20 protein-coding genes and 1 pseudogene are annotated in these 25,440 nt (G+C 55.5%); 6 read left to right on the top strand and 15 right to left on the bottom strand.

Translation table 11 applies throughout. The features are described from left to right. The first annotated feature begins 149 nt into the window (after positions 1 to 149). Positions 150 to 989, top strand: a complete 840-nt coding sequence (locus tag HFD87_RS19180) for an MBL fold metallo-hydrolase (protein ID WP_045139830.1) — start codon at positions 150 to 152, stop codon at positions 987 to 989. 51 nt (positions 990 to 1,040) lie between these two features. Here the strand turns inward: HFD87_RS19180 and HFD87_RS19175 are convergent. From HFD87_RS19175 to HFD87_RS19150, 6 genes and pseudogenes are all read right to left on the bottom strand, one after another. Next, positions 1,041 to 1,354: pseudogene (locus tag HFD87_RS19175) on the bottom strand (HigA family addiction module antitoxin). 99 nt (positions 1,355 to 1,453) lie between these two features. Further along, positions 1,454 to 3,991 (bottom strand): excinuclease ABC subunit UvrA, encoded by a 2,538-nt coding sequence (locus HFD87_RS19170; protein WP_167423805.1) that lies wholly within the window; start codon positions 3,989 to 3,991, stop codon positions 1,454 to 1,456. Between the two features lie 741 nt (positions 3,992 to 4,732). Further along, positions 4,733 to 5,116 (bottom strand): type II toxin-antitoxin system HigA family antitoxin, encoded by a 384-nt coding sequence (locus HFD87_RS19165; RefSeq protein WP_010256870.1) that lies wholly within the window; start codon positions 5,114 to 5,116, stop codon positions 4,733 to 4,735. Next, positions 5,116 to 5,415 carry a type II toxin-antitoxin system HigB family toxin gene (locus HFD87_RS19160; protein ID WP_010256874.1) on the bottom strand — a complete coding sequence of 100 codons (300 nt, stop codon included), beginning with the start codon at positions 5,413 to 5,415 and terminating at the stop codon, positions 5,116 to 5,118. Before HFD87_RS19160 ends, HFD87_RS19165 begins: the two co-directional genes overlap by 1 nt. Positions 5,416 to 5,647: 232 nt before the next feature. Then, a complete protein-coding gene (locus HFD87_RS19155; RefSeq protein WP_061902429.1) occupies positions 5,648 to 7,126 on the bottom strand; it encodes a YsnF/AvaK domain-containing protein in 1,479 nt (492 codons plus the stop codon). A gap of 286 nt (positions 7,127 to 7,412) precedes the next feature. After that, positions 7,413 to 7,982, bottom strand: coding sequence for a pyridoxamine 5'-phosphate oxidase family protein (locus HFD87_RS19150; protein ID WP_010256882.1), 570 nt, complete (start codon positions 7,980 to 7,982; stop codon positions 7,413 to 7,415). A 259-nt stretch (positions 7,983 to 8,241) separates the two neighbouring features. Between HFD87_RS19150 and HFD87_RS19145 the strand changes: the two genes are divergently transcribed. Next, a complete protein-coding gene (locus HFD87_RS19145) occupies positions 8,242 to 8,826 on the top strand; it encodes a GNAT family N-acetyltransferase (protein ID WP_064689885.1) in 585 nt (194 codons plus the stop codon). Between the two features lie 55 nt (positions 8,827 to 8,881). Here HFD87_RS19145 and HFD87_RS19140 read toward each other — a convergent pair whose 3' ends face one another. The 3 genes from HFD87_RS19140 to HFD87_RS19130 form a co-directional block, all read right to left on the bottom strand. Then, positions 8,882 to 11,017, bottom strand: a complete 2,136-nt coding sequence (locus HFD87_RS19140) for a bifunctional diguanylate cyclase/phosphodiesterase (protein WP_033759888.1) — start codon at positions 11,015 to 11,017, stop codon at positions 8,882 to 8,884. Positions 11,018 to 11,422: 405 nt separating this feature from the next. Beyond that, on the bottom strand, positions 11,423 to 11,662 hold the full coding sequence (locus tag HFD87_RS19135) for a hypothetical protein (RefSeq protein WP_010256895.1): 240 nt from the start codon (positions 11,660 to 11,662) through the stop codon (positions 11,423 to 11,425). A gap of 361 nt (positions 11,663 to 12,023) precedes the next feature. Continuing rightward, positions 12,024 to 13,457 carry a methyl-accepting chemotaxis protein gene (locus HFD87_RS19130; RefSeq protein ID WP_167423804.1) on the bottom strand — a complete coding sequence of 478 codons (1,434 nt, stop codon included), beginning with the start codon at positions 13,455 to 13,457 and terminating at the stop codon, positions 12,024 to 12,026. A gap of 346 nt (positions 13,458 to 13,803) precedes the next feature. On the opposite strand from HFD87_RS19130, the gene HFD87_RS19125 reads away from it, so the two are divergent. After that, a complete protein-coding gene (locus HFD87_RS19125) occupies positions 13,804 to 15,585 on the top strand; it encodes a GGDEF and EAL domain-containing protein (protein WP_167423803.1) in 1,782 nt (593 codons plus the stop codon). Between the two features lie 24 nt (positions 15,586 to 15,609). On the opposite strand, the gene HFD87_RS19120 is transcribed toward HFD87_RS19125, so the two are convergent. Together HFD87_RS19120 and HFD87_RS19115 are read right to left on the bottom strand one after the other, a co-directional pair. Then, positions 15,610 to 17,193: a diguanylate cyclase gene (locus tag HFD87_RS19120; protein WP_033759894.1), complete on the bottom strand. Its 1,584-nt coding sequence runs from the start codon at positions 17,191 to 17,193 to the stop codon at positions 15,610 to 15,612. A 398-nt stretch (positions 17,194 to 17,591) separates the two neighbouring features. Further along, positions 17,592 to 17,765, bottom strand: a complete 174-nt coding sequence (locus HFD87_RS19115; RefSeq protein WP_010256913.1) for a hypothetical protein — start codon at positions 17,763 to 17,765, stop codon at positions 17,592 to 17,594. Positions 17,766 to 18,283: 518 nt separating this feature from the next. Between HFD87_RS19115 and HFD87_RS19110 the strand changes: the two genes are divergently transcribed. Beyond that, positions 18,284 to 19,195, top strand: coding sequence for a GNAT family N-acetyltransferase (locus tag HFD87_RS19110; RefSeq protein ID WP_033774047.1), 912 nt, complete (start codon positions 18,284 to 18,286; stop codon positions 19,193 to 19,195). 1 nt (position 19,196) lies between these two features. Here the strand turns inward: HFD87_RS19110 and HFD87_RS19105 are convergent, their stop codons facing one another. Further along, the gene (locus HFD87_RS19105) at positions 19,197 to 19,442 is read right to left on the bottom strand and encodes a hypothetical protein (RefSeq protein ID WP_010256916.1); all 246 of its coding nucleotides are present in this window, start codon (positions 19,440 to 19,442) and stop codon (positions 19,197 to 19,199) included. 381 nt (positions 19,443 to 19,823) lie between these two features. Here HFD87_RS19105 and HFD87_RS19100 point away from each other — a divergent pair, with 381 nt between their 5' ends. Both HFD87_RS19100 and HFD87_RS19095 read left to right on the top strand, forming a co-directional pair. Then, positions 19,824 to 20,369 (top strand): chorismate mutase, encoded by a 546-nt coding sequence (locus tag HFD87_RS19100; RefSeq protein WP_045139838.1) that lies wholly within the window; start codon positions 19,824 to 19,826, stop codon positions 20,367 to 20,369. Positions 20,370 to 20,391: 22 nt separating this feature from the next. Next, on the top strand, positions 20,392 to 21,582 hold the full coding sequence (locus HFD87_RS19095; RefSeq protein WP_167423802.1) for a cytochrome P450: 1,191 nt from the start codon (positions 20,392 to 20,394) through the stop codon (positions 21,580 to 21,582). A 20-nt stretch (positions 21,583 to 21,602) separates the two neighbouring features. On the opposite strand, the gene HFD87_RS19090 is transcribed toward HFD87_RS19095, so the two are convergent. From HFD87_RS19090 to HFD87_RS19080, 3 genes are read right to left on the bottom strand one after another with little or no spacing between them, the layout of a single operon-like run. Then, positions 21,603 to 22,607: a substrate-binding domain-containing protein gene (locus HFD87_RS19090; protein WP_167423801.1), complete on the bottom strand. Its 1,005-nt coding sequence runs from the start codon at positions 22,605 to 22,607 to the stop codon at positions 21,603 to 21,605. A 29-nt stretch (positions 22,608 to 22,636) separates the two neighbouring features. Next, complete coding sequence (locus HFD87_RS19085; protein ID WP_022624228.1) at positions 22,637 to 24,046, bottom strand: sucrose-6-phosphate hydrolase; 1,410 nt, start codon at positions 24,044 to 24,046, stop codon at positions 22,637 to 22,639. Continuing rightward, the gene (locus tag HFD87_RS19080; RefSeq protein ID WP_010256928.1) at positions 24,046 to 25,416 is read right to left on the bottom strand and encodes a sucrose-specific PTS transporter subunit IIBC; all 1,371 of its coding nucleotides are present in this window, start codon (positions 25,414 to 25,416) and stop codon (positions 24,046 to 24,048) included. The genes HFD87_RS19085 and HFD87_RS19080 overlap by 1 nt, the downstream gene beginning before the upstream one ends. Positions 25,417 to 25,440: the final 24 nt, after the last annotated feature.

Below are 25,440 nucleotides of genomic sequence, written 5' to 3'. Positions count from 1 at the left end.
CGGATAACCGGCAATTTTGCCCGGTTATCCGCTTCACCGCTCCGCCTGCTGCGTCATCCCTCTCTACACTCTATAGCCAGGCTGATGTGCTACGCGCCGGACAGGCCGTAGCCTCTCAGAGATATCCCCATTGCCCCTATGGAGGCCCGATGAAAATTCACCACCTTAACTGTGGCTGTATGTGTCCGCTGGGCGGCGCGTTCTATGATGGATTCAGTAAAGGCCTGAAAGCACATCTGGTCTGTCACTGTCTGTTGATTGAGACGGATCGCGACGGGCTGGTGCTGGTGGATACCGGCTTTGGTCGTCAGGATATCCATGCGCCCGGCAGCCGCCTGTCCGGCTTTTTCCGCGCATTAAACAATATTCAGCGCCGCGATGAACTGACCGCACTGTCACAGTTTACGTCACTGGGTTTCCGGGCTGAGGATGTGCGGCATATTATTCTGACCCATCTCGACTTCGATCATGCTGGCGGACTAACCGATTTTCCGCAGGCGCGAATCCATCTGTTGCAGCAGGAGGTTGATACTGCGCATCAGCGCCATAGCTGGCTGTCACGGGAACGTTACCGGCCCGGACAATGGGGTGGGATCAGCAACTGGGAAACCTATCAGCCGCAGGGAGAAAAGTGGTTTGGTTTTGAGGCGGTTAATCGCCTGCGTGACTTACCGCCGGAGATCTTGTTAGTTCCGCTGGCGGGCCATACGCCGGGTCACGCGGGTATCGCGATTCAGCAACCCGATGGCTGGCTGCTGCACGGCGGCGATGCCTGGTTTTACCGCGGCGAAATGCGGCAGCAGACGCGACACTGCACGCCGGGACTGCGCTTTTACCAGTGGATGATGGGCATGGATAACGTGGCCAGACGACACAATCAGCAGCGACTGCGTGAGCTCTCCTGCCAGCGCGGCGGCGAAATCACCTTTTTTTGCAGTCATGATGCCCGTGAGCTGGATGCATTACAGGTTAATGCGCCGCTGCGCTGATGAGATAAAAGGTTTGTTTTGGCGATGAGGAAAGCCGCTTCGGGGCGAGAACTATACCGTCTCGTCCCGCAATAATGATGCTACGATCCCTGGATGCAGAGGAACGCCGGAAACATCTGTAGTTTCTCGCGCCTTATGCAGATCACATGCGGCCTGCATGGATAACCAGAGCCGTGCCGCATACCCAGGCCCGCCTCCAGCCGTACAGCCATTTCCGGGCTGACGGAGGCTTTACCGCTAGCCACTTTGCTAAGCGAAGCTGCGGAAACGCCCAGCTGTTTAGCCAGACTGCGCAGGCTGATGTCGTTATCTTCGAGATATTCCGCTATCAGGCCACCAGGGTGTGGCGGATTAAACATTGCCATCAGTGATAATCCTCAAGGTTGAGATTTGACGGGCTTTGAAGCCAGCCCCTGAGCCCTCAGACTACATCACCTTCAGCGGAAGATATCTCTACCGCCCGCTTACTCCGGATCGCCCGCCCTCTTTTTCAGCTGTGCGGAAAGCCAGGGTGCAGTCAGACTCTCTTCAGATGCGCTGACCTCTTCCGGTGAGCCGCAGGAGACAACCCTTCCTCCTTTAAGACCCGAGCCGGGACCCAGATCAATCACCCAGTCCGCCTCTGCCACTATGCGCATGTTGTGTTCCGCCATAATTACGGTATGACCACGCTTCACCAGTTCATCCAGCACTACCAGCAGCTTATCCATGTCAGACGGGTGCAATCCTGTCGATGGTTCATCAAGCAGATAAAGCGTGGGCGTACGCTGGACCCGCTGCAGCTCCCAGGCAAGCTTGATACGCTGGCACTCGCCGCCAGAGAGTTCAGTGGCGGGCTGACCCAGGGTCAGATATCCCAGCCCCAGCGACGTCAGTGCCTTAAGCGAACGCTGGATCCCGTCATGCCCATGAAACACCTCAGTGGCGTCGTCCACGGTCAGATCAAGCACATCCGCTATCGTCAGGTTGTTCCACTTTACCTCCAGCGTTTCGGGGTTATAACGGCTACCCGCGCAGACGGAACAGGTTGCGGTAGCGCTCGGCATGAAGAGCAGCTCAATCGAAATCTGTCCCTGCCCTTCACAGGCAGGACAGCGTCCGGCTGGCAGATTAAAGGAAAACCGGCTGGCGCTAAAGCCTTTGGCTTTCGCCGCGTCGGTGTCTGCAAACAGCCTGCGAACGATATCGAAAAATCCGGTGTAAGTGGCCAGATTTGAGCGTGGTGTCCGGCCGATAGGACGCTGATCGATTCTGACCAATCGGCCGATGGCGTCACTTCCGCTGACAACCTGACCCTTAACGTCCGGCACCAGATCCTCTTCCTCGCCCTCCTCGATGTCAGGCGTTTTGTCAAAACGTCCGAGCATTTCCGGAAGCACGCGATTCAGCAACGTCGATTTTCCGGAGCCGGACACGCCGGTGACGGCCGTCATTCTCCCCAGAGGGATGGCGATATCCACTCCGGCAATATTGTTGCAATAGACCTGTTCAAAGCAGAGCCAGCTCTCTGCGGGCCGACGCTGGCGCAGCCCGGTATAGCTTCGTGAGAAAAGATAGCCCGAGGTGGGTGACGCACTGACTTCTTCAAGTCCTGCTGGTTCGCCGTTATAGACGATCTCGCCGCCATGCGTTCCCGGGCCGGGGCCGACCTCGATAAGCCAGTCTGCCTCGGCGATGAGGTCAATATTATGTTCGACGACCACCAGCGAATTACCGGCACGCACCAGGTTCTTCAGGGATGCGAGCAGCGATTTGACATCATCGGGATGCAGCCCGGCTGACGGCTCATCCAGCACATAAAGCACGCCAAACAGCCGCGATATCAGCTGAGTGGCCAGACGCACGCGCTGCAGCTCGCCGGATGAGAGTACGGTGGTACGGCGTCCCGTCGCCAGATGACCCAGACCCAGCGTTTCCAGCTGCTCAAGCCGCATACAGATATCCGACGCCATCCGGATGACCGCCTCACGCAGTGCCGCCTCTGCCGGCAGGTCCGGTGATGCGCCACGCGCATAAGGCTTCAGCAGTTCAGCGAGCTCAGAGACCGACAGCTCACTCAGGCTGGCAATGTCATGACCGGCAAAGGTCACGGACAGCGCATCCCGGTTTAGCCTTTTACCGTGGCATTCAGAACAGGGAGTGACCGTCACAAAGCGCGCCAGCCGTTTCTTCGTCGTCTCGCTGCCACCCGAATAACTCTGCAGCACGATTTTTGCTGCACTGGTGTACGTGCCGGTATAAGCCGGCTCTTCGCCCGCCGCCAGCGCGTTTTCGCGCTGCTCAGCATTCAGACCGACAAAAATCGGCACCGATGGCTGTTCGTCAGTCAGCAGTATCCACTGCTGGTCGCGGGCTGAAAGCGTATTCCAGGGCGCATCGACATCGTAGCCGAGCGTCTCAAGGATGCTGCGCAGATTTTTGTTATGCCAGCCTCTGGGCCAGGAAGCGATAGCCCCCTGGCGGATGCTCAGTGAGCTATCCGGCACCATCGACTCGGTTTTAACGGTGTGCACTCTTCCCAGTCCCTGGCAATGCGGACAGGCACCTTCAGGATTGTTAGGCGAGAAATAATCGGCGGTCATAAAGGGAACGCATTCAGGCCTTACGCCCGCACGGGAAAACAGCAGGCGCAGCGTGACAGAAATTCGGGTGAGGCTGCCCACCGTTGAACGCTCCTGCGCGCCAGCCCGGCTCTGCTGAAGCGCCACCGCGGGTGGAAGTCCGTCAATATTATCCACATCCGGTGCAGCAGCCTGATCGATCAGACGACGCGCATGTGGCGACACCGACTCGATAAACCGGCGCTGGGCTTCCGCATAGAGAGTATCAAAGGCGAGGGACGATTTACCGGAGCCTGAAACCCCGGTGAACACCACCATGGCGTTGCGGGGAAATCGCAGCGAAACATCTTTGAGATTATGTGTTCTTGCACCCTGTACCGAGATATAAGGATCAATGTGCTCATCAGCGCGGTAATGATCGGCGTTGCGTTGTTCTGTCATGATTTCCCTGATTGATAATGCACGGCAGATTCACGATCGCCTGCCGTTAATGACTAAAAATTGCAGATGCTAATCCGGCGTTCAGGCTATCCGGCCCGCTTTGGGAATAAAAACAACAGCAAGGGTAGTCAGGGATCGCGATCTGCACAACGCGAGGGGGGTTCATCGCTTCGTGGCAGCACAGACTGGTAACCAGCGTGTACAGGAAGCCTTCTTATCTCTTAAGAAAACCCTGGAGCAAACTCAGGCAAAGGCACACTGACGCCACCGGACACCGTTCAGGACTTGCCGGACTGGGGTGTTGTGGCTGATGCCGTCACGGACCTGGGTGAGCCAGGATTCAATACTGCACAGCAGGAATAAAAAAGCCCGCACATGGCGTAATGCTGGTCAGTTAAGATTCGATTTGTAAAGGCTGTCACGGTCAAACGTGGCAGCTTTTTTTCTCGGTAAACGAGCCGGAGTGCGGGCCAGAAGCTTCAGAGCAGGCCGGTGGCGATCAGGAGCAGGCAATCCGCAGCGCTCAACAGAATGAGTCTGCCAGGAGAGTCCGCAGTACGCGGGCGAAAGGCGGGGCGGCACAGGATGTGCCATCCCCGACGGTCCGTCAGGCAGGCGAATGAAGTGAAGGAACCGCGCAGCGGCGCGAGGACCGCCAGCCCCTGAGCGGCACCAGACTGCGTTATCACTTGTCGCTTAACTGACTGGCATTACGCACATGGCGGGCTTCAGTTACTGGACTCATATCCTTTTGGATTCGGCTGCGCCTACAAGTGATGCAAGCGGTATATTGAACATTTCATGCAGGTTGCGGATCATTGGCAGCGTCAGCGCACGCTTATGATTCAATACCTCATAGACGCGGTTCGGGCGTCCAATCGCCGGCACCAGGTCTTTTGCTGTCAGCCCCATCTGCTCCATGCGGAATTTAATCGCTTCTACCGGATCGGGTGCCTCAATCGGATAATGTTCCTGCTCGTATTTTTCAATAAGCAGGATCATGACGTCCAGAAAGTCCCCGGCTTCACTTCCCGGTTCTGGCTCGTTGTCGAACAGGGGAGACACGGCGGCCAGAGCGGCTTCATAATCTGCTTCACAGTGAATCGGTTTGATTTTATAACTCATCACATTTCCACCGTATTTGCGTTTATCTTGTCGTATTCAGCGTGCGTACCTACAAACTTTATGTAGACCGCCTGAAACCTATAAGCCACTGCAACGATCAGACGGTAATGATTGCCTTTAATATCAAACACCACCCGATTGTTGTTCAGGAAATCTGCCGTTCTGTACTTATCCTTGATGTCCTGTGGTGTTTTCCACTGAGCCTTGCTGACTTCATCTACCCATGCTCTTAACGGCTGCTCCGCCTGATTATGAGCCTCCCAGAATCGTTTGAGAGACGCGATCGATATAATTCGCACTGATTTTCCCTGTGGTCCCACTATGGGACTAACTTAACAGTCCCATAGTGGGACTTCAAGGTTTAAGGCGCATCTTTTTTTTCAGGTAAGTAGTCTGGGTAAACAGTGATGAATCAGAGATATTGCCAGGTTCGCGCTGGATGACGCTAATAATTTTTAAGCATCCTTAACGCAAAAAAACCCGTCTGCGACGGGTTTTCAGGCATAGAAGGCGACAATCACCGCTCCGGTATTACGGCTTTTTAAACTTGTCTTCGACTTTCTCTTTCGCTTCTGCGATTTTATCACCAGCTTTCTCAGCAAAACCCTCTTTATGCGCTGGCTCGCTGCCTGGCGTTACCGGACGAGTGTCGTGGTCAGCGCGGGCCTGACGTGTGCTTTCAAGCAACGGATCGGCCACAGTACGATTCCCGGTCAGCCGATCTGCGCCGAGAGGATCTGTACTGGCATGGTCAATATCCACTTCCTGACGGCGTACCGAATCGTTGATAGTTTCAACCCGATCGCTTGTCTCTTTGCGTAACACCACCTCTTCAATGATCTCCGCGGTCTTATTAATCACGGGCTGCTCATGCGTCTCTTCCACTTCGACAGTTTTTTCAGACCAGTCAACATGGGTGGGTGAACCTGATTCATTCACCGGACGACGGAAGATTGCGGCGTGCTGCTCATGCAGCGAGACATTTTCTGAGACCTGATCGGTGACAGTGTAGCGGCGAACGCGGGTTGAACCTTCACTTACCAGACGTTTACCCACTTCCAGTCGCTCCTCGGCCAGACGCAGTACATCCTCGTCGCTTTCGTCACCGGTCAGGGCGGTACGGGCAGCGCCACGATGGGCAGGATCGTTAGAGAGCGGATCGACGGCGGCATTATCCTGAAGCGTTCCACTGGCAGGTGCAGTCAGACCATCACTGGTCGCGTAACCGGGCGCGTAATCATCGGGCAGCGCCGCACTGCGCTCGGTAAGTTCTTCATGTGCATCAAGGATGCCCAGGGCGCGAGGTAACTCATCTTCATCGGCCCGCAGCGACAGCACTACTCCGCCGGTTCGCATCGCGTCTTCATACACTTCGGCCTGATCCTCCTCCAGCGTATTGCCGAACAGGCGTTGCCAGAAGCCAGGGTGACGGGCCTCCTGACCTTCGGTACGCAAACGATCACCGGAGATGATATCAATGTCATCATCCAGGAACCCGGCCTTGATCAGGTTACGCTTTGCACCCTCTGCCAGTGAGATATTGCTGAACATTGTTACGATTGTTTCACGCGCCATGTTGTGTTCCTCGGTGATGGATTCGGACGGCTCTGAATAGGGTGTACGGGTCAGGTGAGCGTGCTGTTTGCGCAGGGAGACGACCTGTTCTGTCGCTTCCTCACTGACAACTTTGCGGATATGCCACTCCTCTTTCAGCACCAGATGACGAACGATCTCGATTTCCTCTTCAACGACAGGAATGATCAGAACGCCATTTTCTTCACGGATCTCCGGCATCTCAGCCAGCCGTTCCGATTTAGGAATGCGTTCTATTTCCGCCGTCTGGTGCCGGAGCATCAGCGCAATCTTCTGCTGATGCTCAGTGACCTGTCGGGTAACCCTGACATGACCGTCGATGACCCGCTGTTTTGAGACCTCAACGGTTTCCTCCGCCAGGCTTAGCACCTGGTCGCTACCCTCTGACCCTGGTTTTTCAGGAGGTTGATTGTTCATGTTTAACCTGCCTGTAATACAGAGCGATCATTTGTACTTTTCTTTACCTTGAGCATAAGTCACTGCTTTTCGGTTAGTTAAAGCCTGGCACAAACAATGACAAAAGATAGGAAAAAGCAGAAAAACGCCATTATATGAAGATAACGTGGTGCTAAAATCAATTAAGCGGTGCGGCAGATAAAAAACAGCTAACGAAGCGGCAGACAGTGAAATCTCTTTTATCCAGTGCGCGAAAAGAGGATCAATCAGGCGTTAACCCGACCTGAAGTGAATCAGGCATATCGGGTCAGGGGTTGAGCCATTCGCTTTCCTGCAACTCGCCGTTAGCCGAATAGCGAAACAGGGCGCGCTGATTTTCGTTTCGATGAAGCTGATAGGCGTCCAGCACACTGGCCTGCAAAATCACCACGCCAAAACGGGATTCCCCGGTTTCCGCTGCCGTCGCATCAGACGTCTCGTTAGCCGTTGTCCGCGCTTCCCCAGGAGGTCCGCCGATGTAAGTCTGCCGCGTGTGCTGCGGTAACGCACGCCAGGCTGCCCGAGCAACATCACTTCCCGCCGCATAACACGCAACCCGCCCTGCCAGCCGCAACTGCAGGCGACGCTGATGGCAATATCCCACCACGGTGACCTGCGGATTCGCCGCCATCTCCTGCCACTTCGGGCTGCGAACATCCGTATGAAATGTCAACATCCGGCGTTCGTCGGCACACTGGCGCAGAACCACGGTGCGCGCCTGAGGTTGCAACAGAGCATCGACCGTACAGAGCATCAGATAACGAAATCCGGCCTGCGGATCGGTCGCAGATTCCTGCAGCCCAGCCCAGGCTGCTGCTTCAAACGTTTTCAATTCCATGGGGATTACTCTCATCAGGATCAATTTTCAGCCATCTGGCTAAAAGCGTAGCAATGAAGTGGACAGAAGGCCTGACAGCGCAGCGATAAGAGCAAATGTGGCAAGCGGGAGCTGGACAATGCACGAGAGCAGGAGCTGGTGAAATAGCGTCGGGATTGCGGGATACCTCGCAGAGCGGCAAAAGCGCGTCCCGCCAGTCAGCCACTCTGTGTTATTTTGCGCCATCGCCACAGAGATCCGATCCACAGGGAGTTGCATGATGACAACTGAAGAGCCAGCTAAAGTACCGGCTGAAATACCGCTGAAAGTCACCTCGCCACGCCTGACTTATCGGTCACTTCGGCAGGAAGACTGGCCCTTCTATCTGGCAGTCAGTCAGGATAGATCGGTGATGCAGTACATCAGCGATCCGCGCAGCGCTGAAGAGATCAGAACCCACTCATTTGATGTCCGCCTGCCCGCCTGGTACAAGGGCTGCAGGCACTGGCTCTGTCTGGTTATCGGAGAAAAAACATCCGGTGCTCCGGCTGGCTTTTGCGGGTTTATCGATCGTGGAGAGGGTATTGCGGAGTTTGGCTTTATTCTGGCCGCAGATGCGCAGGGCAAAGGCTACGGCAGCGAGTCTCTGCATGCCATTATCACGTTCTGCTTTGAGCAACAGGAATACCGCAAACTGATCGCGACGGTGACAGCAGGCAATGCGGCCTCACGCCGGACCCTGATTTCAGCGGGCTTTGTGCAGGAGGGGACGTTGCGGCAGAACTTCTTCCTCAACGGCCAGTGGCAGGATGACTGGATCTTCGGCTTGCTGAAACAGGAATACCAGCCCGCACACTCACCCTGAGGCGCAGACTATCAGCGTCGGGCATCCTCCGCTACGCTCGCCACAATCAGACCGATTAGCGTGGCGTAACGTCATAACCGCTGGCGATAGCGATAGCGGGCGCACAGTGCTCCTCTCCGCACAGCATCGCCTCAAAGTCCGCCGGCGTCAGTGGCTGGCACAGGCCATTGCCCTGCATAATGTCGCATCCGGCGGCCGTAACAAAAGCGATCTGCTCTTTGTCTTCCACCCCTTCGGCGGCCACCCGGATACCCAGGCTTTTGCCGAGCGCGGTAATGGCCCGGAACATCATACGCACCCGCATGCTGGAACCCAGCTCGTGCGTCATCGACTTATCGATTTTAAAACCCGTCACAACGCTATAGCGCAGCAGGTTAATCGCCCCTAGCGTACGCCCGTAATGATCGATAACGAACGAGGCTCCCGTTCGGCGTACGGCGTCAACCTGAACCGGCATATCCTGCATCAGCACGGCCAGCAGTGGCTCATCCACTTCCAGCTCAACAAAACCGGCATCGCCTCCGGCACTCTCACGTATTACCGTCTCCAGGCTGTTCCCTGCAAGCTGGCGCGGAAACAGGTTAATGCTGACGCGAAGCTGAGGAGAGCGAACCTGCCACTGCCGGACCTGTGCCAGAGCACTGCGGATGATCCATTCACCCAGCGTGACTGAAAGCGGACTTTTAACCAGCATGCCGATAAATTCAGCCGGCAACAGCAGCCCGCGCGTCGGATGCTGCCAGCGCACCAGTGTCTCGCAGCCAATAAGCTTTCCGCTTTCAACGTCGTAGCGGGGCTGATAGTAAAGAGTGAACTGCTGCTGCCGCACCGCCGTTTCCAGTTCGCGCTCAAAACGGCGCCGCTGCTGCTCCGCTTCACGAAACGCGGGCATAAACAGCATGCTGCAGCCTTTACCCGACGCTTTGGCGCGATAGAGCGCCAGATCAGCGGCGGACATCACCGAAGAGGGATCCCTGCCGTGCTCCGGATAGGAGGCGATGCCGGTGCTGGCACCGACCACCACCGGTGAGTCGTGATAGCGGAACGGCGTCTGAACGGCCGCAATCAGTTTCTCCGCCGTGATCGCCGCCTCTGCGCTGCCGCCCGCTAACAGGATCACAAATTCATCACCGCCCAGGCGCGCAGCCGTCACGGCACTGGCGCACACGGCACGAATCTGTTCGGCAACGTGGCACAGCAACGCATCGCCTGCAGCATGCCCCAGCGTATCGTTAACCTCTTTAAAACCATCGAGATCGGTCATCAGTAACGTATAGGGGACGCCCGCCCTGGTCAGCTGGCCGACCTGATCCATAAACGCGCTGCGGCTGGCGAGACGTGTCAGCATATCCAGTGAGGCCAGCTCACAGAGCCGCGCCTCACTCTCATAGCGGGCCGTGACATCGCGGATGATCATGCCCACCAGCCGTTCGCCCTCTTCACGCCAGCCCGAAAAAGAGACCTCTGCCGGAAATTCACGACCTTCACGCGTGACACCCCATATCTGCAAAGAGCGAGGGTGCGAGATAGCCGCTTCGTCAGAGGTAATCCGGACCAGTTCATTACGGTAGTCAGCCTGGCAGCGAGCAGGGATCAGCTCGCTGATATACTGGCCGCGCATCTCCTCTGCGCTGTAGCCGAACAGCGCGGTGGCGGCCGGGTTCCAGAAGGTTATGCCACGCCGAAGGTCGGTGCAGACAATGGCGTCAGGCGAAGTGGATGAGATCGCCTCGAGTCGCTGCTGGCTGGTGTAGCGCAATAACTCCAGACGATGCATCTCCATGCGATCCATCACCAGTGCAGCAATATCGTTCAGATGCTTTCGATCCTCTGCAGTTAACGGCTCACGAGGATGGCTGTCGGTCAGGCAGACCGTGCCAATATGATGCCCATCAGGGGTCGAGAGCGGGATTCCCGCGTAAAAGCGGATAAAGGGGTAGCCGTGAACCAGCGGACTGTCGCGGAAGCGCGGATCTTTCAGCGTATCGGGCACGCAGAGGATATCGCCCTGCGCCAGCGTATGGTGGCAGAAGGCGACGTTGCGTGCCGTACCTGAAATATTTAAACCGTACCGGGAGGCGAAGAACTGCCGCTTTTCGTCGATAAGCGAGACAAAAGCGACCGGCACCCGAAACAGCCGCGCGGCAAGCGTAGTGAGGCGATCCAGCGCATCGGTCGGCGGTGAATCCATCAGATGATACTGCTTAAGTGCGTCGAGGCGAGCCGCCTCGGCATCATGATAAACTGGACGTTTCAGCGTAACTCTCCTCTGATGTTATCTGCTGTGGCTGGCCTGACACAGCATAAAGAGGACACGTTCAATCAGACAGAACGCGCAGAGTTCGCTGCCGATCCGTTGCCGGAAGAAAGGCCCGTCAGTAAACCCGGCAGCAACAGGTTGCCGCGCTGAGTCCGATAAAGCTGACACCGCAGACAGCGAGGCATCAGTTAATACGTTATGCCTGCCAGAGAGAGTGCGGCGGACCGCCCAGGATTATCTGGCCAGAGCATATCAGACAGGCGGTAATGCGCCTCGCTTAGCTCTCTATATCGGCCCGACATGACTTTACTTAAGAGAAAACAGAGGATGAACACCTTACTTTTTCAGCTTTGGTACCAGTTGATAGTGCGGATGCTCTCCGGCGAGCAGCATCAGCAGTTCATACTCTCCCTGACTGAGCAGCGCAGGATTTTTCGATGCTTCTTTCGTCTGCCAGACACGCTGGCTAAGATCGAAACGCTCGGCTGCAATCTCCTGAGAGAGACCGGCCGCAAGGCGCAGCTCACGCACGTTGTGCTGGACGGCGACAGGCCGCTGTAAAATCTGATTTCCCATATAAACGCTCCGCATACGGTGCCCCGGCGAGATGGCCGGGCGGAAGTACACGCCTGCGGCCAAAACATAAATTTGAGTTAAGTTTTAACAGCCCGGCGTTTTACACTTATCAGGAAAGCGTAACGCACCAGTAAAAACAGAGAAAATAACCTGAATTATATTTAAATCGCTGCCCGGATAATTTTTGCACCGCTGAGAAGAGTAATTGCCATTCTGAATGGTGGCGTTGATCGAATGATGATCAACGTCAATCACAGTCACAAAAAATGACCGTTTCATCCCTCTTTTAAAAAGAGTGAATATTAATCGTTATTCCGTGCCGGACAGACATTATCTACAGTTCAGAAAAAATACGTTCAGGCTATGCCCGCGCAAACGTTGCCCAGCCGCCTTTTTCATCAGGCGTGACGCGTTTAGGCTCTACGGCAAGAGGGTGATGCGGCAGGGTAAAGCGCGTAATCACGCTGCCCAGCGTTTCAGTCTGTCCACTGAGACTGTCTGCTGTCGCCGAAACCTGCTGAACCAGCGTCGCATTCTGCTGCGTTACGCGGTCAAGTTCTGCAACGGCGACCGTGACCTGGGCAATCCCTTTACTCTGTTCATCCGAAGCCAGCGCAATCTGTCCGATCAGTTCATTCACGCCGCCGACGCCGTGCAGCACGGCCTCCATGGTGGTTCCTGCGCTCTCAGCCGCCCGCCGGCCATCGTCAACGCGTGCCACGGTATCGGCAATCAGCTCTTCGATCTCTCTAGAGGCAGCAGCACTTCGCTGTGCCAGTGAACGTACCTCACTGGCGACTACCGCGAAGCCGCGGCCCTGCTCACCCGCACGGGCAGCTTCTACAGCGGCGTTTAACGCCAGAATGTTGGTCTGAAACGCAATACCATTAATAGTGGTGGTGAACTGCCGGATTTTTTCTGATCCCTGAGCGATGCTGGTGATGGCTGCCGATACCAACTGAACCAGTTCCACGCCCTGCTGAGTCGTATCCGTGGTGCTGGCAGCCAGTTCACGTGCCTCGCGGGCATTCTGTGCATTGTGACGCACGGTGACGGTAATCTCCTCCATGCTGGCTGCGGTCTGCTCCAGCGCAGCAGCCTGAGTGGATGTCCGGTCGGAGAGATCGGCGTTACCCGCTGCGATGTCCCCCGCTTCACGATGAAGAATGGCTGCGTTGTCTCGGATAGCGCTGACCGTCTGCAACAGACTGTGCTGCATCTCTTTGACCAGCGGCACCAGTTGCCCGACACAGTTGCGCCCCAGATCTTCCGGCTCGCGCGTCAGATCGCCATCGGCGATAATTTTTAAATGACCGCGAATTTTACCTACTGGACGCACCAGATGGACGACCAGATAGCGGTCGCAAAACAGCAGCAACGCCACTGCCGCCAGCAGTGCTGCCAGCAATACGCCCTCAAGCCGATGCCGGTCAGCCTTCAGGGGTGCCTGATTCCGTGCCAGCTGCTGCGTCACCTTGTCCAGCTGCGCACGTGCAACCGTTGCGTATTCTGAGGGGGTTGTCGTAAGTGCCGCGCGGACGTTATCCCAGTCAGCATCGGCCGGGGTTGAGGCGACGAGCGCGTTTTTATCGGCTGACGTACCGCTCTGCATGACGATAGCGCTGTGCGCCAGAAAGCTCAGTTGCTGCGTCAGAACGGCTGAACGATCGATTTGACGAAAGATATCGCGCACGACCTGGCTGCTGTAGCCACCGGCCAGCACGACGATGCCCAGTGAGACGATCATCATCCACAGCACAACGCGGCGGATAGTGAAATGCCTGAGTGAATTCATGAGGTTTCCCCGATGTTGTCATTGGTGTAGTTAAAATTAAACAAAAATAAGTTATGTCATCTACTTTAGTGCGTTATTATATAGTGCACTATGTTTATACTCTGTATACTGGCAGGATATTTAAGAAATTAAAAGTTTTTAACGACAAAATAATAGAATCGTGATTACTAAAATATTTCGTTAAAGAAAAGTGATTTGCTATTCTGACCAGCAATGGCGTGCAGTGGGATAAAAAATAAATGGTCATGACTCTTTCTTTTTGCAGAATTTGCCTGTAGTCATGACATCATACCCTTCAATTTTTCTGTTTAATTTCGCGCCGTAACCAGCCGGTGCGGAGGAATCCATGCTTATGAGTCTCAGCGGCGGCGACGATTGCCGCACGCGAACCCTGCACGCGCTGCGCAGTAACGACGAAAGTCGTGACGATGTGTTGCGACAGTTCGTCCGGCTGGCCAGCCAGGCACTCGGTATACCCGGCAGCTTTATCTCCGTACTGGATGATGAGATGCAGCATGTTAAGGCTGCGAAAAATTTCACACTCACTCAATCCTCCCGGCAGGACTCGCTCTGCCGGCATGCAGTGGACAGTGACAGCACCGTGGTAGTACCCGATACGTTGCTGGATACCCGCTTTGCTGAGCATCCGCTGATTGTTGGCGCGCCTTTTATCCGCTTTTATGCCGGCGTACCGCTTAAAAGCAGCACAGGTCTGATACTGGGTACGCTGTGCGTGACTGACACCGCGCCTCATCCCTTTAATGCGGATCAGGTCGCCATGCTAAAGATGCTGGCGGCACTGGTGATGTCATTTCTTGAGGCCTGGTACTCGGCTGGCTTTGCCGACCCGGTAACCGGTCTGCCCAACCGCCAGCGTCTGATTCGCGACCTGCAGTTTCTTGCCGCCTCCGGTGACACCACGCCACGGCGGCTGGTGCTGATTGACTGTATCGATATGCCGCGCGCCTACGAGCTTGCGCGCTCAATGGGCATGGGACCAGTTGAAAGCCTGTTGAAAGATGTGGCGACACTGCTGCCGCTGCGCCTGAGGCCTGCGCCAGGAGAGATGCTCTACACCGTAGCCACCGGGCGCTTTGCCCTGCTGACACGTCAGGAGAGCAGACTCACTGCCAACTGGGTGGCAAACAAGCTGGCCGGGATCAGCGCGGATCTCGGCGATGGGCTGTCGGTTGCACTGATGACCCACACCGGTGAGGCGAGTTTCAATACCGGGGAGATGCCTGCCCAGGAGATCCTGCGGCGTGCGGTCAGCGCGCTGCACGAGGCCATCACACGCGACGTCGCCTCGATGCCTTTCAGCGAGGCCACTGATACGCGCCATACGCAGGACTTTACCCTGATGCATGACCTGGCCATCGCGATACGCCAGGATAAGGGATTGTGGCTGGCGTATCAGCCTAAAATCTGTCTGCACAGCGGCAAGCCGATTGGCCTGGAGGCCCTGATCCGCTGGCAGCATCCGCAGCGCGGCGAACTGTCTCCTGCACAGTTTTTACCCTTTGCCGTGCAAACCGAGCTGCTCAGCGAACTGACCACCTGGGTGACAGAGCACGCAATCGCCCGGCTCTCCCGGCTGCGCAACAGCTATATTCAGTTGCCCATCACCATTAACGTCAGCAGCAGCGATTTTTCACGTGACGGTTTTGCCGACGAGCTTGAAGAACAGATGATCAGGGCGAAGCTCCCGGTTTCGCTGCTGGGCATTGAGTGTCTGGAGACGGAACGGATTCTGGAGAGCGCGACCGCAATGCGGGGGCTTGAGATGCTGAAACTTCGTGGATTCGGTATTTCACTGGATGACTTTGGTACCGGCTACAGCAACATCAGTTATCTGCGGCGCATTCCGCTGGATGTGATCAAGCTGGACCGTTCACTGATCAGCGAAATTTCATCTGACACCGCATCGCGCGTCATCGCCCGCAGTATTATTGCGATGCTTAAAGATCTCGATTATATGGTGCTGGCTGAGGGCGTGGAGAATGCGGAAACCGTTACGGCGCTGACCGAGTTCGGCTGCGACCAGGCGCAGGGCTTTTTCTACTCCAGGCCGCTGCCGGAAGCGGCACTGGATGAGTGGCTCGGCTGGCGATTACGCAGTAAGTGCTGAGCCTGTCCCACCCACCCCGGAATCTTACCCGGCCGAATCAGACGCGCTGAACTCCTCAGCTCCGGCAATGATGACGGTATTACGCCCGGCGGCTTTTGCTTCGTAAAGCGCTTCATCGGCACGCCGCAGCAGAGAGTCGCGATCGCTATCCTGATCGCTGCGCGAAGCCACCCCGGCTGAGATGGTCATCGTTCCGGCAAACGGAAAGGTGGTGGCGCTGACGGTCTCACGGATGCGCTCCGCGGTGCGGACGGCATCAGCCAGCGTGGTATGCGGCAGCAGCAGAATAAACTCCTCGCCACCAAACCGGCTGACGATATCGCCGGTGCGACAGGCCTGACGCAGCAACGCTGCCAGGCTCACCAGAACCGCATCGCCCGCGTCATGCCCGTACCAGTCGTTTATCTTCTTAAAATGGTCAATATCAATGGCGATGGCACACTGTTCATGCTCACTGTCTGACTGCGCCGCCAGCGCCGAAAATCCGCGTCGGTTGCAGAGCCCGGTCAGCGGATCGGTCATCGCTTCATCGTTTAGCGCGGCAAGATGACCCGCAACGGCGTGCCGATGCGCCTGCACGGCTTCTTTGAGCCGATCAGCCTCGTAATACCAGGTTTTAACCGTGGCGAGAGATTCCGCCTGGGCTTCGCTGCCGCCATCGCGCACTCTGTCCGCCAGCTTTTCCAGTGGAGAGGCGATTCGACCGGCCATAAAGGCAATAATGGCCGCTGTTACGGCAATAATGCCCAGAACGAACCAGACGGCGCTTTCTGCCGTGCGCATCAGAATATGCCTGACCGTTTCAGAGGTGCCGGTAATAAAAACGTTCCAGCCGGTTTTATGCAGTGTGCCATAGCCGGTCAGATAGTGCTGCCCCTCACTCTCCAGCGTGAAATGCCCGCTTTCCGTCGTGGCGAGCCGTTTCTGCAGTGCCAGACTCAGCAGCATCTTTGTTCCGACGCGCGCCGCGTCATGACTGAAAATAATCAGCCCTTCATTGCTGACCACGCTGACCGTTGAACCATTGGAATAGAAATGCTGGCTCAGGATTTCGCTCAGCATGCTCTGTTTCTTGAGATAAATAGTCCCGCCAATGTAGCCCAGATAGCGGCCATCTTCGCTGAACAGAGGTTGTGATAAAAACACCACATAGTTACCGGCCGCGGAGGTAAAAGGAGCTGAGATAAAAGGCTTTTGGGTCGCTATGGCCTGCAGGCTGGCAAGTGAGTGCAGCTTCACGCCAATAAGATTCAGACTATCGGGTGAGGTTGCTGCAATAATGGCACCATGATTTACCACCACCACCGAGTTGAAAAAACCCGACTGCATTCGCAGGCGATCGCTCTCTCCTTCCAGTCGTTTAATATCACTAAGCCCCTTGATCTGCGACGCACTCCAGGCCAGTTCACGTTGTGCTGTCGCCAGGTAACGATCGGTGGTATCAGCCAGCTTGCGGGCATAGGCAATGTTCCCTTCAAGCAGACTGTCTTCGATGTTGGCCTTCTGAAACAGCAGCAGCGCACTCAGCAGCAGACCGGAGGTCAGAATGACGCCCCCGATGGAAAGCAAAGTCAGCAGCGAGCGAAGGCGCATTTTTTCATGGGGCATTGCAGTCGGGATCCGGATTAAGTGTCATCTGAGTGTAACAGTAGACGTTTCACGTCAAGGGCCGAACAGAAGATGATTTACACAGGATCACGGCGCATTGCCGGGCGCAGCACACAACCGTCCAGCCCTGCATAAAGGATTGTTTAGCGTTTCGATAGCCCTGATAAGCAACAGCAGAAAATGATTAAGCGGTAATAATGATACTGAGCAGGCCGGTATCTGTGCAGATGACGCACTATTATTACCGCTGACCGTGATAACAACGCCATATGGTCGCTGAAAATAACGGGGCAGGCTCTGCCCCGTTTATCATTACGTTAAAAATATGCGTAGAACAGTTAAATAAAACCTGCATCAATAATAAGTAATTGTGCATCAGCCTTATCTTTTAAGCGAATTTAACGCCAGAACGATTTAATATAAGAGCGGCTGCTGAGCCTTTTAATAAAATGATGCGGACAGGTATAGCGGCGCCCTTCCCACTCCAGATTAAACCACTGAAATTCATCATTTTTAATTTTTTCCAGCAAGGTCATTGCCTGCATCGGCGTCTGAAAAGCATAAGCTTTCATCACGCCCTCCTGGGTGCATAAATCAATATGAACCATGTAACCCCCGGGTGTTAAAAAGATCGAACATTTTATAATTATTGAAAATCCTCTTTATCATAATCCATTTATCGGCTGCCGATTATCTGATTCCGTATTATTTACGTAAAAATTTCGCATCTATTTCCCATTTAAATTTTTGGGCAACCCTGCCTTATTTCATCAATTAATTTGACCATGTATACGAAATCCAGCCAGACCCGAATAGGTCGTAACCCATGTTTAATGCAGCTCAGAGGGTGGCGACGATAAGCGATCGCAGAAGATGACGTATACCTGCTCACATTGTCAGCATTGCACCGTCTGGCAGGTCCAGAGCCGTCATGCAGAGGGGATGTAATGGTGCTGGCTGAGAGGTTGAGATGGTCATAAACAGAGCACATCGTTTACACTCTCATCAGCCTCATCTGCAATCCGGTAACGGTACAGATGTATCGCGGAGCGAGGCAGGAGATCACTGACGGCGGGCAATAAGGAATCTTATGCTGGATTATATGGTGTCGCTCTACCGTACTGTTCCTGTCTCATCTGAACGTCTCAGCGACTGGCTTGCCAGCTGGCTGGCGCAGCAGCAGACACGATGCCACGATCACCATTTTTCTTCCGCCTTTCCATGGCGTGAAACCGGTCTGCCTCAGCACGCCTTTTTGCAGCGAGAACTGACGATAAACGGCCAGCGTTATCTCACCGGGCCGCGCTATCTGGGTGGCGATCCTGCACAGCCCTTTATTGAGGTTGTTGCGCGTGACGGCATCATCGATTACAGGGTCGCTAGCGCCATTATGCAGGCATGGCAGCCGCTGAAACCTCTGAAGCTGCGCATCCTGTTGCCTGCGACTTATCCTGACATCGGTATAACCGATCAACTGCTTTTCCTCAGCGACCTGGCTTCACTCTCTGTTCCTGTCGACGAAGATATTTCACTGGTGACAGCCCGCCGGAAGGATTATCCCGCCTGTATCACGGCGATTAACCGCGCCTATCGTGCCAGCTGGCACACGCTGCCGCATCTGCGCGATCAGCTACTGGCAACCAGCAGGCAGGAATTACGGGAGGATATCGCCGCGGGACATGTGTTTCTGATTATCTGGCAGGGCATAGTGGCAGGGCTGATGATTTGTGTCCCCCGGCGACTGACCTTTATTGAGGGGTTTCAGATTATGGATGAGGTGATTATGCCCGCTTATCAGGGCCGTGGACTCGCCGCGCGCGCTCAGCAGCGTTTGCTGCAGCAGCTTCATCATCATTATGGTGAGAAGGCACTGCTGACCGGTACCATTCTGCCCGGTAACACCCCTTCACTGCGCAGCGCGCAAAATGCCGGGCGACGCTGCGTGCTGAAATATCAGTTTTTTACCCCTGCCGATTTACGTGCGAGCCGACGGGCAATTTAAATCACCATAAAGCCAGCTCAATCAACTTATCCTGCACACTGTAAACGCGCTGCTTAAGGCTCAGGCTCTCGTCTGCGCTGATCCATTTTGCAGCAAACGCACCATTAATTTTTTCCAGTGCGATTTTGGTGCTGCTTTTCAGACCTTCGTGCCAGTTCGCGTCTGAACGTTTTGCCGCCTGTTTTTCCAGGCTCTCAACTAACGCCGCGACACTTTTACCACCGGTAGTAGCTTCGGATACAGACATACCTACCTCGTTTTGCTGCTAAAAAACGGCCACACTCGCGGAACATATTATACCTGAACCCTGATCGGCATGGCGCTTTCCTGTGCGCACTACCCGGCATGCCTCGTAAACTCATTCTGGCATCACAGAGATGACGTAAATGGCGCAACGCCACCTGCATCAGAAGGAATCCATTCAGACGTCATATCCAATCAACCCGCCAGCATTGCAAATTAATGTGAAGTTTTAATGACCATAAAGATAAAAAATAACTTTAAAATTAATGACCTGTTCTCATTTTACTGACCCGCCTTGTGATTCACATTTTGAAAACAAAATAATCACACTTAGTTATTTTTTCATGCCTAAATTAGTGCCAGTTTTCATTTATGGAGCAGGCAAATGACGCACTTTGTGGCAATTTTTTTCTCTTCACTGTTTATGTGCAGTAACGTTTTTGCAGGTTCGGTTTCATCTGTTTCTCTTGGATCACTCTCTTCTGCGCTCAATGAACGGATGCAGGTGATGAAAGCGGTGGCGGGTTATAAAGCACTGCATCATTTACCTATTGAGGATCTGCCACGGGAGCAGGTGGTGCTGGATCATATGCTGCAAAACGCACAACAGGCCGGGCTTGAACCCCACTCCGTGGAGCCGTTTGTTCACGCTTTGATGAACGCCAGCAAGGCGATCCAGTATCGCTATCGGGCTGACTGGCTCTCATCACCAGACAGCGCTGTTCCTGTCAGGGATCTGACCGAGACCAGACAGCAGATACAACAGCTGGATACCCAGCTCCTGACGGCGATCAGCCAGCGCCTGATGACTGGCGCCTTCTCGCAGGAGGACAAAGAATTTCTGATGTCACACCTCACGGCACCTCACCTCAGTGAAAGTGATAAAAACAGCCTGTTCGCTTCCCTCTCCCGCATTCAGCGCCAGCACTAATCCTCTATCAGCGGAGAACGCTATGCAGCTTCATGAACTCATGGACCCCGACTACTCTGACAATCCCTTTCCCCTTTATCGAAAACTGCATCAGCAAGGACCGCTTATCCCTGCCGGAGATAAGATCATCATCAGCGGCAGTCACGCGGTGGTGGACGCCCTGCTGAACGACCGGCGGGTCGGTAAAAATTATATGGAAAGTGTCAGAGTAAGATTTGGTGATGATGCAGCCGGACTGCCGCTGTTTCAGGGTATCAGCAGAATGTTTCTGGTGCTGAACCCACCCGATCATAACCGGTTAAGAGGACTGGTTATGAAGGCGTTCAGCGGCCGGGAGATTAAATCTCTTCGGGAGATGGCGCTGACGATAGCCAATGAACTGGTTGATGAACTGGAAGGGCGTCGTGCCTGCGATCTGGCTCAGGCATTCGCTTTTCCGCTACCGGTGCGCATTATCTGCCGGATGCTGGATGTTTCAGAATCTGATGCACCAGAACTGGGTCGCCTTACCTCTGCACTGGTCAGGGTTTTCGATCCTCAAATCAGTCCGCCAGATTTGCTGAAAGCCGCTGAAGCTTTTGCCGTACTGGAAAGTTACTTCAGTGCCGTGATCGTATCCCGACGTGATAGCACCGCCAGCGATCTGGTGTCGCTTTTTCTGCGCAGCGGCAGTGACGGCGACCGGCTGGATCACGATGAGATCATCGCCAATGTGATACTGCTGTTTCTTGCCGGTCATGAAACTACGTCAAACATGCTGTGCAACACCATTCTGGCCCTGCATGCTCATCCGCAGGAACTTGCGAGCCTGAAACAGAATCATGCGCTGATACCCGATGCCATAGAGGAATGTCTGCGCTACGACAGTTCGGTCCAGATGCTTTACCGCACGACTCTGGAAGAGATTGAGCTGGCAGGAGAGCTCATCCCGCCCGGAACCCGCTTCTTCCTTAGCCTTGGTGCAGCCAATCACGACCCGCTGGTATTTACCTCTCCGGAACGGCTGAATATCCGGCGGCATGAGGGGCGCTGTCTGGCATTCGGTGGCGGTATACATCACTGTATGGGCTACCGGCTGGCACTGGCAGAAATGGAGCTGGCGCTGGAAGTATTACTGACCCGATTGCCAGAGATGCGGCCCGTGGCCGCTGGCGTTCGCCGCAACCACAGAGCCAACCTGCGCGGCGTCAGCGCCCTGCCAGTCGAATGGTAAAGCACTGCAACGCCCGGCAGTTAACCGCGCAGCCGCAGCGTGGCGGGCAGGATAAGCTGACTGTCAGCGGGATCCTCACCAGCGATCATCGTGGTCAGCATAGAAAAGCAGGCCTGCGCCAGTGCCGGGACATTCTGCTCAACCGTGTCGATCGGAATGGAGAGTGAATCATAGAGATAGTGATCGTCGAAACTGGCAATGCGGATGTCGCTGGTCAGCAGGTTATGCTCGCTCATGTAGCGCAGTACTCCCTCCAGCAGACCGCAGGCGGCGGTGAACATCGCTTTAGGTGGGCGTCCCAGCCGGCAACAGAGCGCGGCAAACATCTCATAGCCACTGCCGGGATGGTAGTTACCCTGAATTATCCACTCCGGCCGCAGCGTCACACCCGCCCGCATCAGTCCCTCATTGAATCCCGCCAGACGATCCTGGGTCGGGGAGAGGTCAGACTGTCCGCCAAGAAAGTAGATCTCCTCCGGACAGGTGCGCGCCAGCTTTTCGACCAGCTCAGCGGTGGGCGTCACAGAGTCGGTGATGACCCAGGGCAGCCTGGTATTGTTCATGTGGCGGTCAAACAGCAGCACCGGCAGCTGTTCGCTGAGGCTGACATAGTCGCTGTCGCTCAGCATACTGGAGGCGACAATCAACCCGTCGACCTGACGCGCCACCAGGTTATTGACCACGGCTATCTCCTGACCGGCATTTTCATCGGTGCAGGAGATCAACAGTTGCAGACCGGCGGCGCGACAGAGATTTTCCAGCGCATGGGAAAAGGCCGCAAAGCCGTGGTTGGTGATCTCCGGCACCACCAGCCCCAGCGTATGACTGCGGGCGTCATGTAGCATACGGGCGTGTATGCTGGGCTGATAATGGTGTTCCCGGGCCAGTGTCAGAACCCGCTCACGCGTCTCCTTCGCCACCCGTAACTCTTCGCCACGGCCGTTGAGCACCAGGCTGGCAGTGGCTTTAGAAACCCCAGCCAGTCCGGCGATGTCACTGATGGTAACGCGTTTTGTTTTTCTCACGGCAAGGCATCGGTTAGTGAAACAAGGACTTATTCTACCATGCAGCGACGTAACGACCAGTAGCGGGCCTGCAGTTCTGCGCGACCGCGCAGGGTTAGCATCGCCGGGTGGTCCGGAAAATAACGGCTGCTCATCACCCCTTCCCCGTCGTTGATAAAGATCTCAACGCTGGAGTGATCACACAGGATCTGCAACCGGCGCGCAGCCCCTGTCCAGTAACGATAGGTCCATTGACCCGATACCAGGCTGCGACGGGCAAGCCGCAGTTCATTCTGCTGCCACGTCAGGATTAGCGTATCGGCGAAATTGAGTTCTATATCGCCCAGGCTCTCCAGCGCAAGCTCCAGCCGCTGCGCGGCGATTGGCGGCGCGTCATCGGCGCGGCCCTGGTAGTGCTGCTCCCTCTCCCGCAGCGCCTGCAGTTCTGCAATCGGCTGCTGACAGAGCCGGCCGTTGCGGGAGCTCAGCTCGCGCAGACAGGTCATCTGATGGATCCAGTGATGCGCCACGGTTGGCTGGGCCATCTCTTCACCGTCTGGCGTTCCCATCCAGCCCACCAGCAGACGCCGGCCGTCAGCGGTCAGCGTGGTTTGTGGTGCATAGAATTCAAACCCGGCATCCATTTCGTTCAGCGGGCCGTGCAGGTATGCAGCCTGCTGATAATCCAGCGAGCCACTCAGCCAGGCGCAGGCGTGACTGTTCAGGTAGCGTTTCTCTTCAGGCATAACACCCTGCGGACAGCAGATCAGATAGGTGCTGTCGCCGAGCGTGAACATATCCGGGCATTCCCACATGTAGCCAGCGGCGTCCAGCCCGCCCAGTTTGCTGCCCGCAATCTCGCCGAGATTCTGCCATTCGCGCAGATTATCAGAACGCAACAGCAGCACCCTGCCCTGCAGCTGGGTATTCTGCGCGGCCAGCACCATGTACCAGTAATCTTCATGACGCCACACTTTGGGATCGCGAACGTGGCCGGTGTAACCCTCCGGTACGGCGATAACCGGACCGAGTTTGTCGAAACCGCCCGCGCTGTTCTGCTGCGCCAGACACTGCCACGCGGTGCGCGAACCATCATCAAACTTCACATTACCGGTGTAGATCAGCGTCAGTACACCGTTATCCTCTACCGCACTGCCCGAGTAACAACCGCTGCGGTCATACTCCTCGTCCGGCATCAGGGCGATGGGCTGATGCTGCCAGTGCAGCAGATCGGCTGAGCGCCAGTGTCCCCAGCATTTTTGCTGATGCGCGCACTCCAGGGCGTTCCACTGATAGAAGAGATGATATTCACCGTCGAAATGGATAAAGCCGTTGGGATCGTTTAGCAGCCCGGTTACCGGTGCCAGATGCCAGCCAGGGTAGTGGCTGTCGATGAGCGCCTTTGGCATACCCTGCATCACCGCCTGCAGAATGGCGGCAAGACGTGTTGATGAGGCCATTATTCAGAATCCGTTTTGTATTTAAGCAGGTAAGAGATCACAAACGCAGTGGTAAACGCGATTGCGATGCCGATGACATAGTTGAGCAGAGAGCCCGCCTGGACAATCGCCATGCCCGGCAGACCGGTCAGCCCGACCGCAGTCATATAAACATGGACCGACACCACCCAGGCACCACCCAGCGCGCCACCCACCAGACCCGCTATAAAGGGTTTCATAAAGCGCAGGTTAATACCAAAGATAGCCGCCTCGGTAATCCCCAGCAGCGCGGAAAACGCTGAAGGCAGCGAAATCGCTTTGATCTTCGCATCGCGGGTTTTAAACCATACGGCCAGACAGGCACCGCCCTGAGCCACGTTCGCCATCGCCCAGATAGGCAGCAGGAAGTTCACGCCGATGGAAGGATTGCCCAGCAGCCCGGCTTCGATAGCGTGAAAGCTGTGATGGACGCCGGTAATCACAATCACCGAATAGAGTCCACCAAACACCAGTCCTGCCAGCCAGCCGGCGTGCGCAATCAGCGTACTGAGAATAAAGGAGATGCCATCACCCAGCATACGACCTGCCGGACCGATAATCAGCAGCGCAATAAAGCCGGAGATAATCACCGTCAGGAACGGGGTCAGGATCAGATCCAGCGCATCCGGGATAACCCGACGCAGCTGCTTTTCCAGCATGCTCATAAACCAGACCGCCAGCAGCACCGGGAACACCGTGCCCTGATAGCCAATCATCGCCACTTCAATGCCGAAGAAGTTCATGGTGTGGAAACCGGCGGCGACGCCCCAGGCGTTGGTCAGCGCCGGATGAGTGAGAATGCCGCCCAGTGTCGCACCAAGAAACGGGTTACCACCAAACTCGCGGGCAGCCGTAAAGCCAATCAGGATCGGCAGGATAATAAAGGCCGCCGAGCTGCACATATCCAGCATGATATAGAGCGCATTTTCCGGATTGACCCAGCCGTAAGTTTTGACCATCCCCAGCAGGCCCATCAGCAGACCTGATGCCACAATCGCCGGAATGATCGGCACAAAGATGTTCGACAACAGGCGGGCGATGCGCTGGAAAGGGTTGAGCTTACGTGCGGCTATATCAGCGGCCTCAGATTTGCTCGATTCACTGATGCCCGCCTCGGCGATAAAGGCAGCGTAGACCTTGTTCACCACGCCGGTGCCGAAGATAACCTGAAGCTGGCCCGCATTGCGGAAGCAGCCTTTAACGCCTTCAATCCGGCCAATCGCGGTCGTATCCGCTTTTTCATCATCCGCCAGCACCAGCCGCAGCCGGGTGGCACAGTGAGCAGCGCTGGCGATGTTCTCTTTACCACCCAGCAGGGGCAGCAATGCCCGCGATATTTTTACATAGTCCATACACACCTCAATCTTGTTATGTTT

The organism is Pantoea sp. EKM21T, assembly GCF_011800405.1.
In the GTDB taxonomy this organism is placed as follows: Bacteria; Pseudomonadota; Gammaproteobacteria; order Enterobacterales; family Enterobacteriaceae; genus Pantoea; species Pantoea agglomerans.
This window is presented reverse-complemented; position numbering and strand designations above follow the sequence as displayed.

What these genes read in the sequence shown, in the direction of transcription:
- HFD87_RS19180 (WP_045139830.1), top strand. Translation starts at nt 150, where the DNA reads ATGAAAATTCACCACCTTAACTGTGGCTGTATGTGTCCGCTGGGCGGC.
- HFD87_RS19170 (WP_167423805.1), bottom strand. Translation starts at nt 3,991, where the DNA reads ATGACAGAACAACGCAACGCCGATCATTACCGCGCTGATGAGCACATT.
- HFD87_RS19165 (WP_010256870.1), bottom strand. Translation starts at nt 5,116, where the DNA reads ATGAGTTATAAAATCAAACCGATTCACTGTGAAGCAGATTATGAAGCC.
- HFD87_RS19155 (WP_061902429.1), bottom strand. Translation starts at nt 7,126, where the DNA reads ATGAACAATCAACCTCCTGAAAAACCAGGGTCAGAGGGTAGCGACCAG.
- HFD87_RS19150 (WP_010256882.1), bottom strand. Translation starts at nt 7,982, where the DNA reads ATGGAATTGAAAACGTTTGAAGCAGCAGCCTGGGCTGGGCTGCAGGAA.
- HFD87_RS19145 (WP_064689885.1), top strand. Translation starts at nt 8,242, where the DNA reads ATGACAACTGAAGAGCCAGCTAAAGTACCGGCTGAAATACCGCTGAAA.
- HFD87_RS19140 (WP_033759888.1), bottom strand. Translation starts at nt 11,017, where the DNA reads ATGGATTCACCGCCGACCGATGCGCTGGATCGCCTCACTACGCTTGCC.
- HFD87_RS19135 (WP_010256895.1), bottom strand. Translation starts at nt 11,662, where the DNA reads ATGGGAAATCAGATTTTACAGCGGCCTGTCGCCGTCCAGCACAACGTG.
- HFD87_RS19130 (WP_167423804.1), bottom strand. Translation starts at nt 13,457, where the DNA reads ATGAATTCACTCAGGCATTTCACTATCCGCCGCGTTGTGCTGTGGATG.
- HFD87_RS19125 (WP_167423803.1), top strand. Translation starts at nt 13,804, where the DNA reads ATGCTTATGAGTCTCAGCGGCGGCGACGATTGCCGCACGCGAACCCTG.
- HFD87_RS19120 (WP_033759894.1), bottom strand. Translation starts at nt 17,193, where the DNA reads ATGCCCCATGAAAAAATGCGCCTTCGCTCGCTGCTGACTTTGCTTTCC.
- HFD87_RS19115 (WP_010256913.1), bottom strand. Translation starts at nt 17,765, where the DNA reads ATGAAAGCTTATGCTTTTCAGACGCCGATGCAGGCAATGACCTTGCTG.
- HFD87_RS19110 (WP_033774047.1), top strand. Translation starts at nt 18,284, where the DNA reads ATGCTGGATTATATGGTGTCGCTCTACCGTACTGTTCCTGTCTCATCT.
- HFD87_RS19105 (WP_010256916.1), bottom strand. Translation starts at nt 19,442, where the DNA reads ATGTCTGTATCCGAAGCTACTACCGGTGGTAAAAGTGTCGCGGCGTTA.
- HFD87_RS19100 (WP_045139838.1), top strand. Translation starts at nt 19,824, where the DNA reads ATGACGCACTTTGTGGCAATTTTTTTCTCTTCACTGTTTATGTGCAGT.
- HFD87_RS19095 (WP_167423802.1), top strand. Translation starts at nt 20,392, where the DNA reads ATGCAGCTTCATGAACTCATGGACCCCGACTACTCTGACAATCCCTTT.
- HFD87_RS19085 (WP_022624228.1), bottom strand. Translation starts at nt 24,046, where the DNA reads ATGGCCTCATCAACACGTCTTGCCGCCATTCTGCAGGCGGTGATGCAG.
- HFD87_RS19080 (WP_010256928.1), bottom strand. Translation starts at nt 25,416, where the DNA reads ATGGACTATGTAAAAATATCGCGGGCATTGCTGCCCCTGCTGGGTGGT.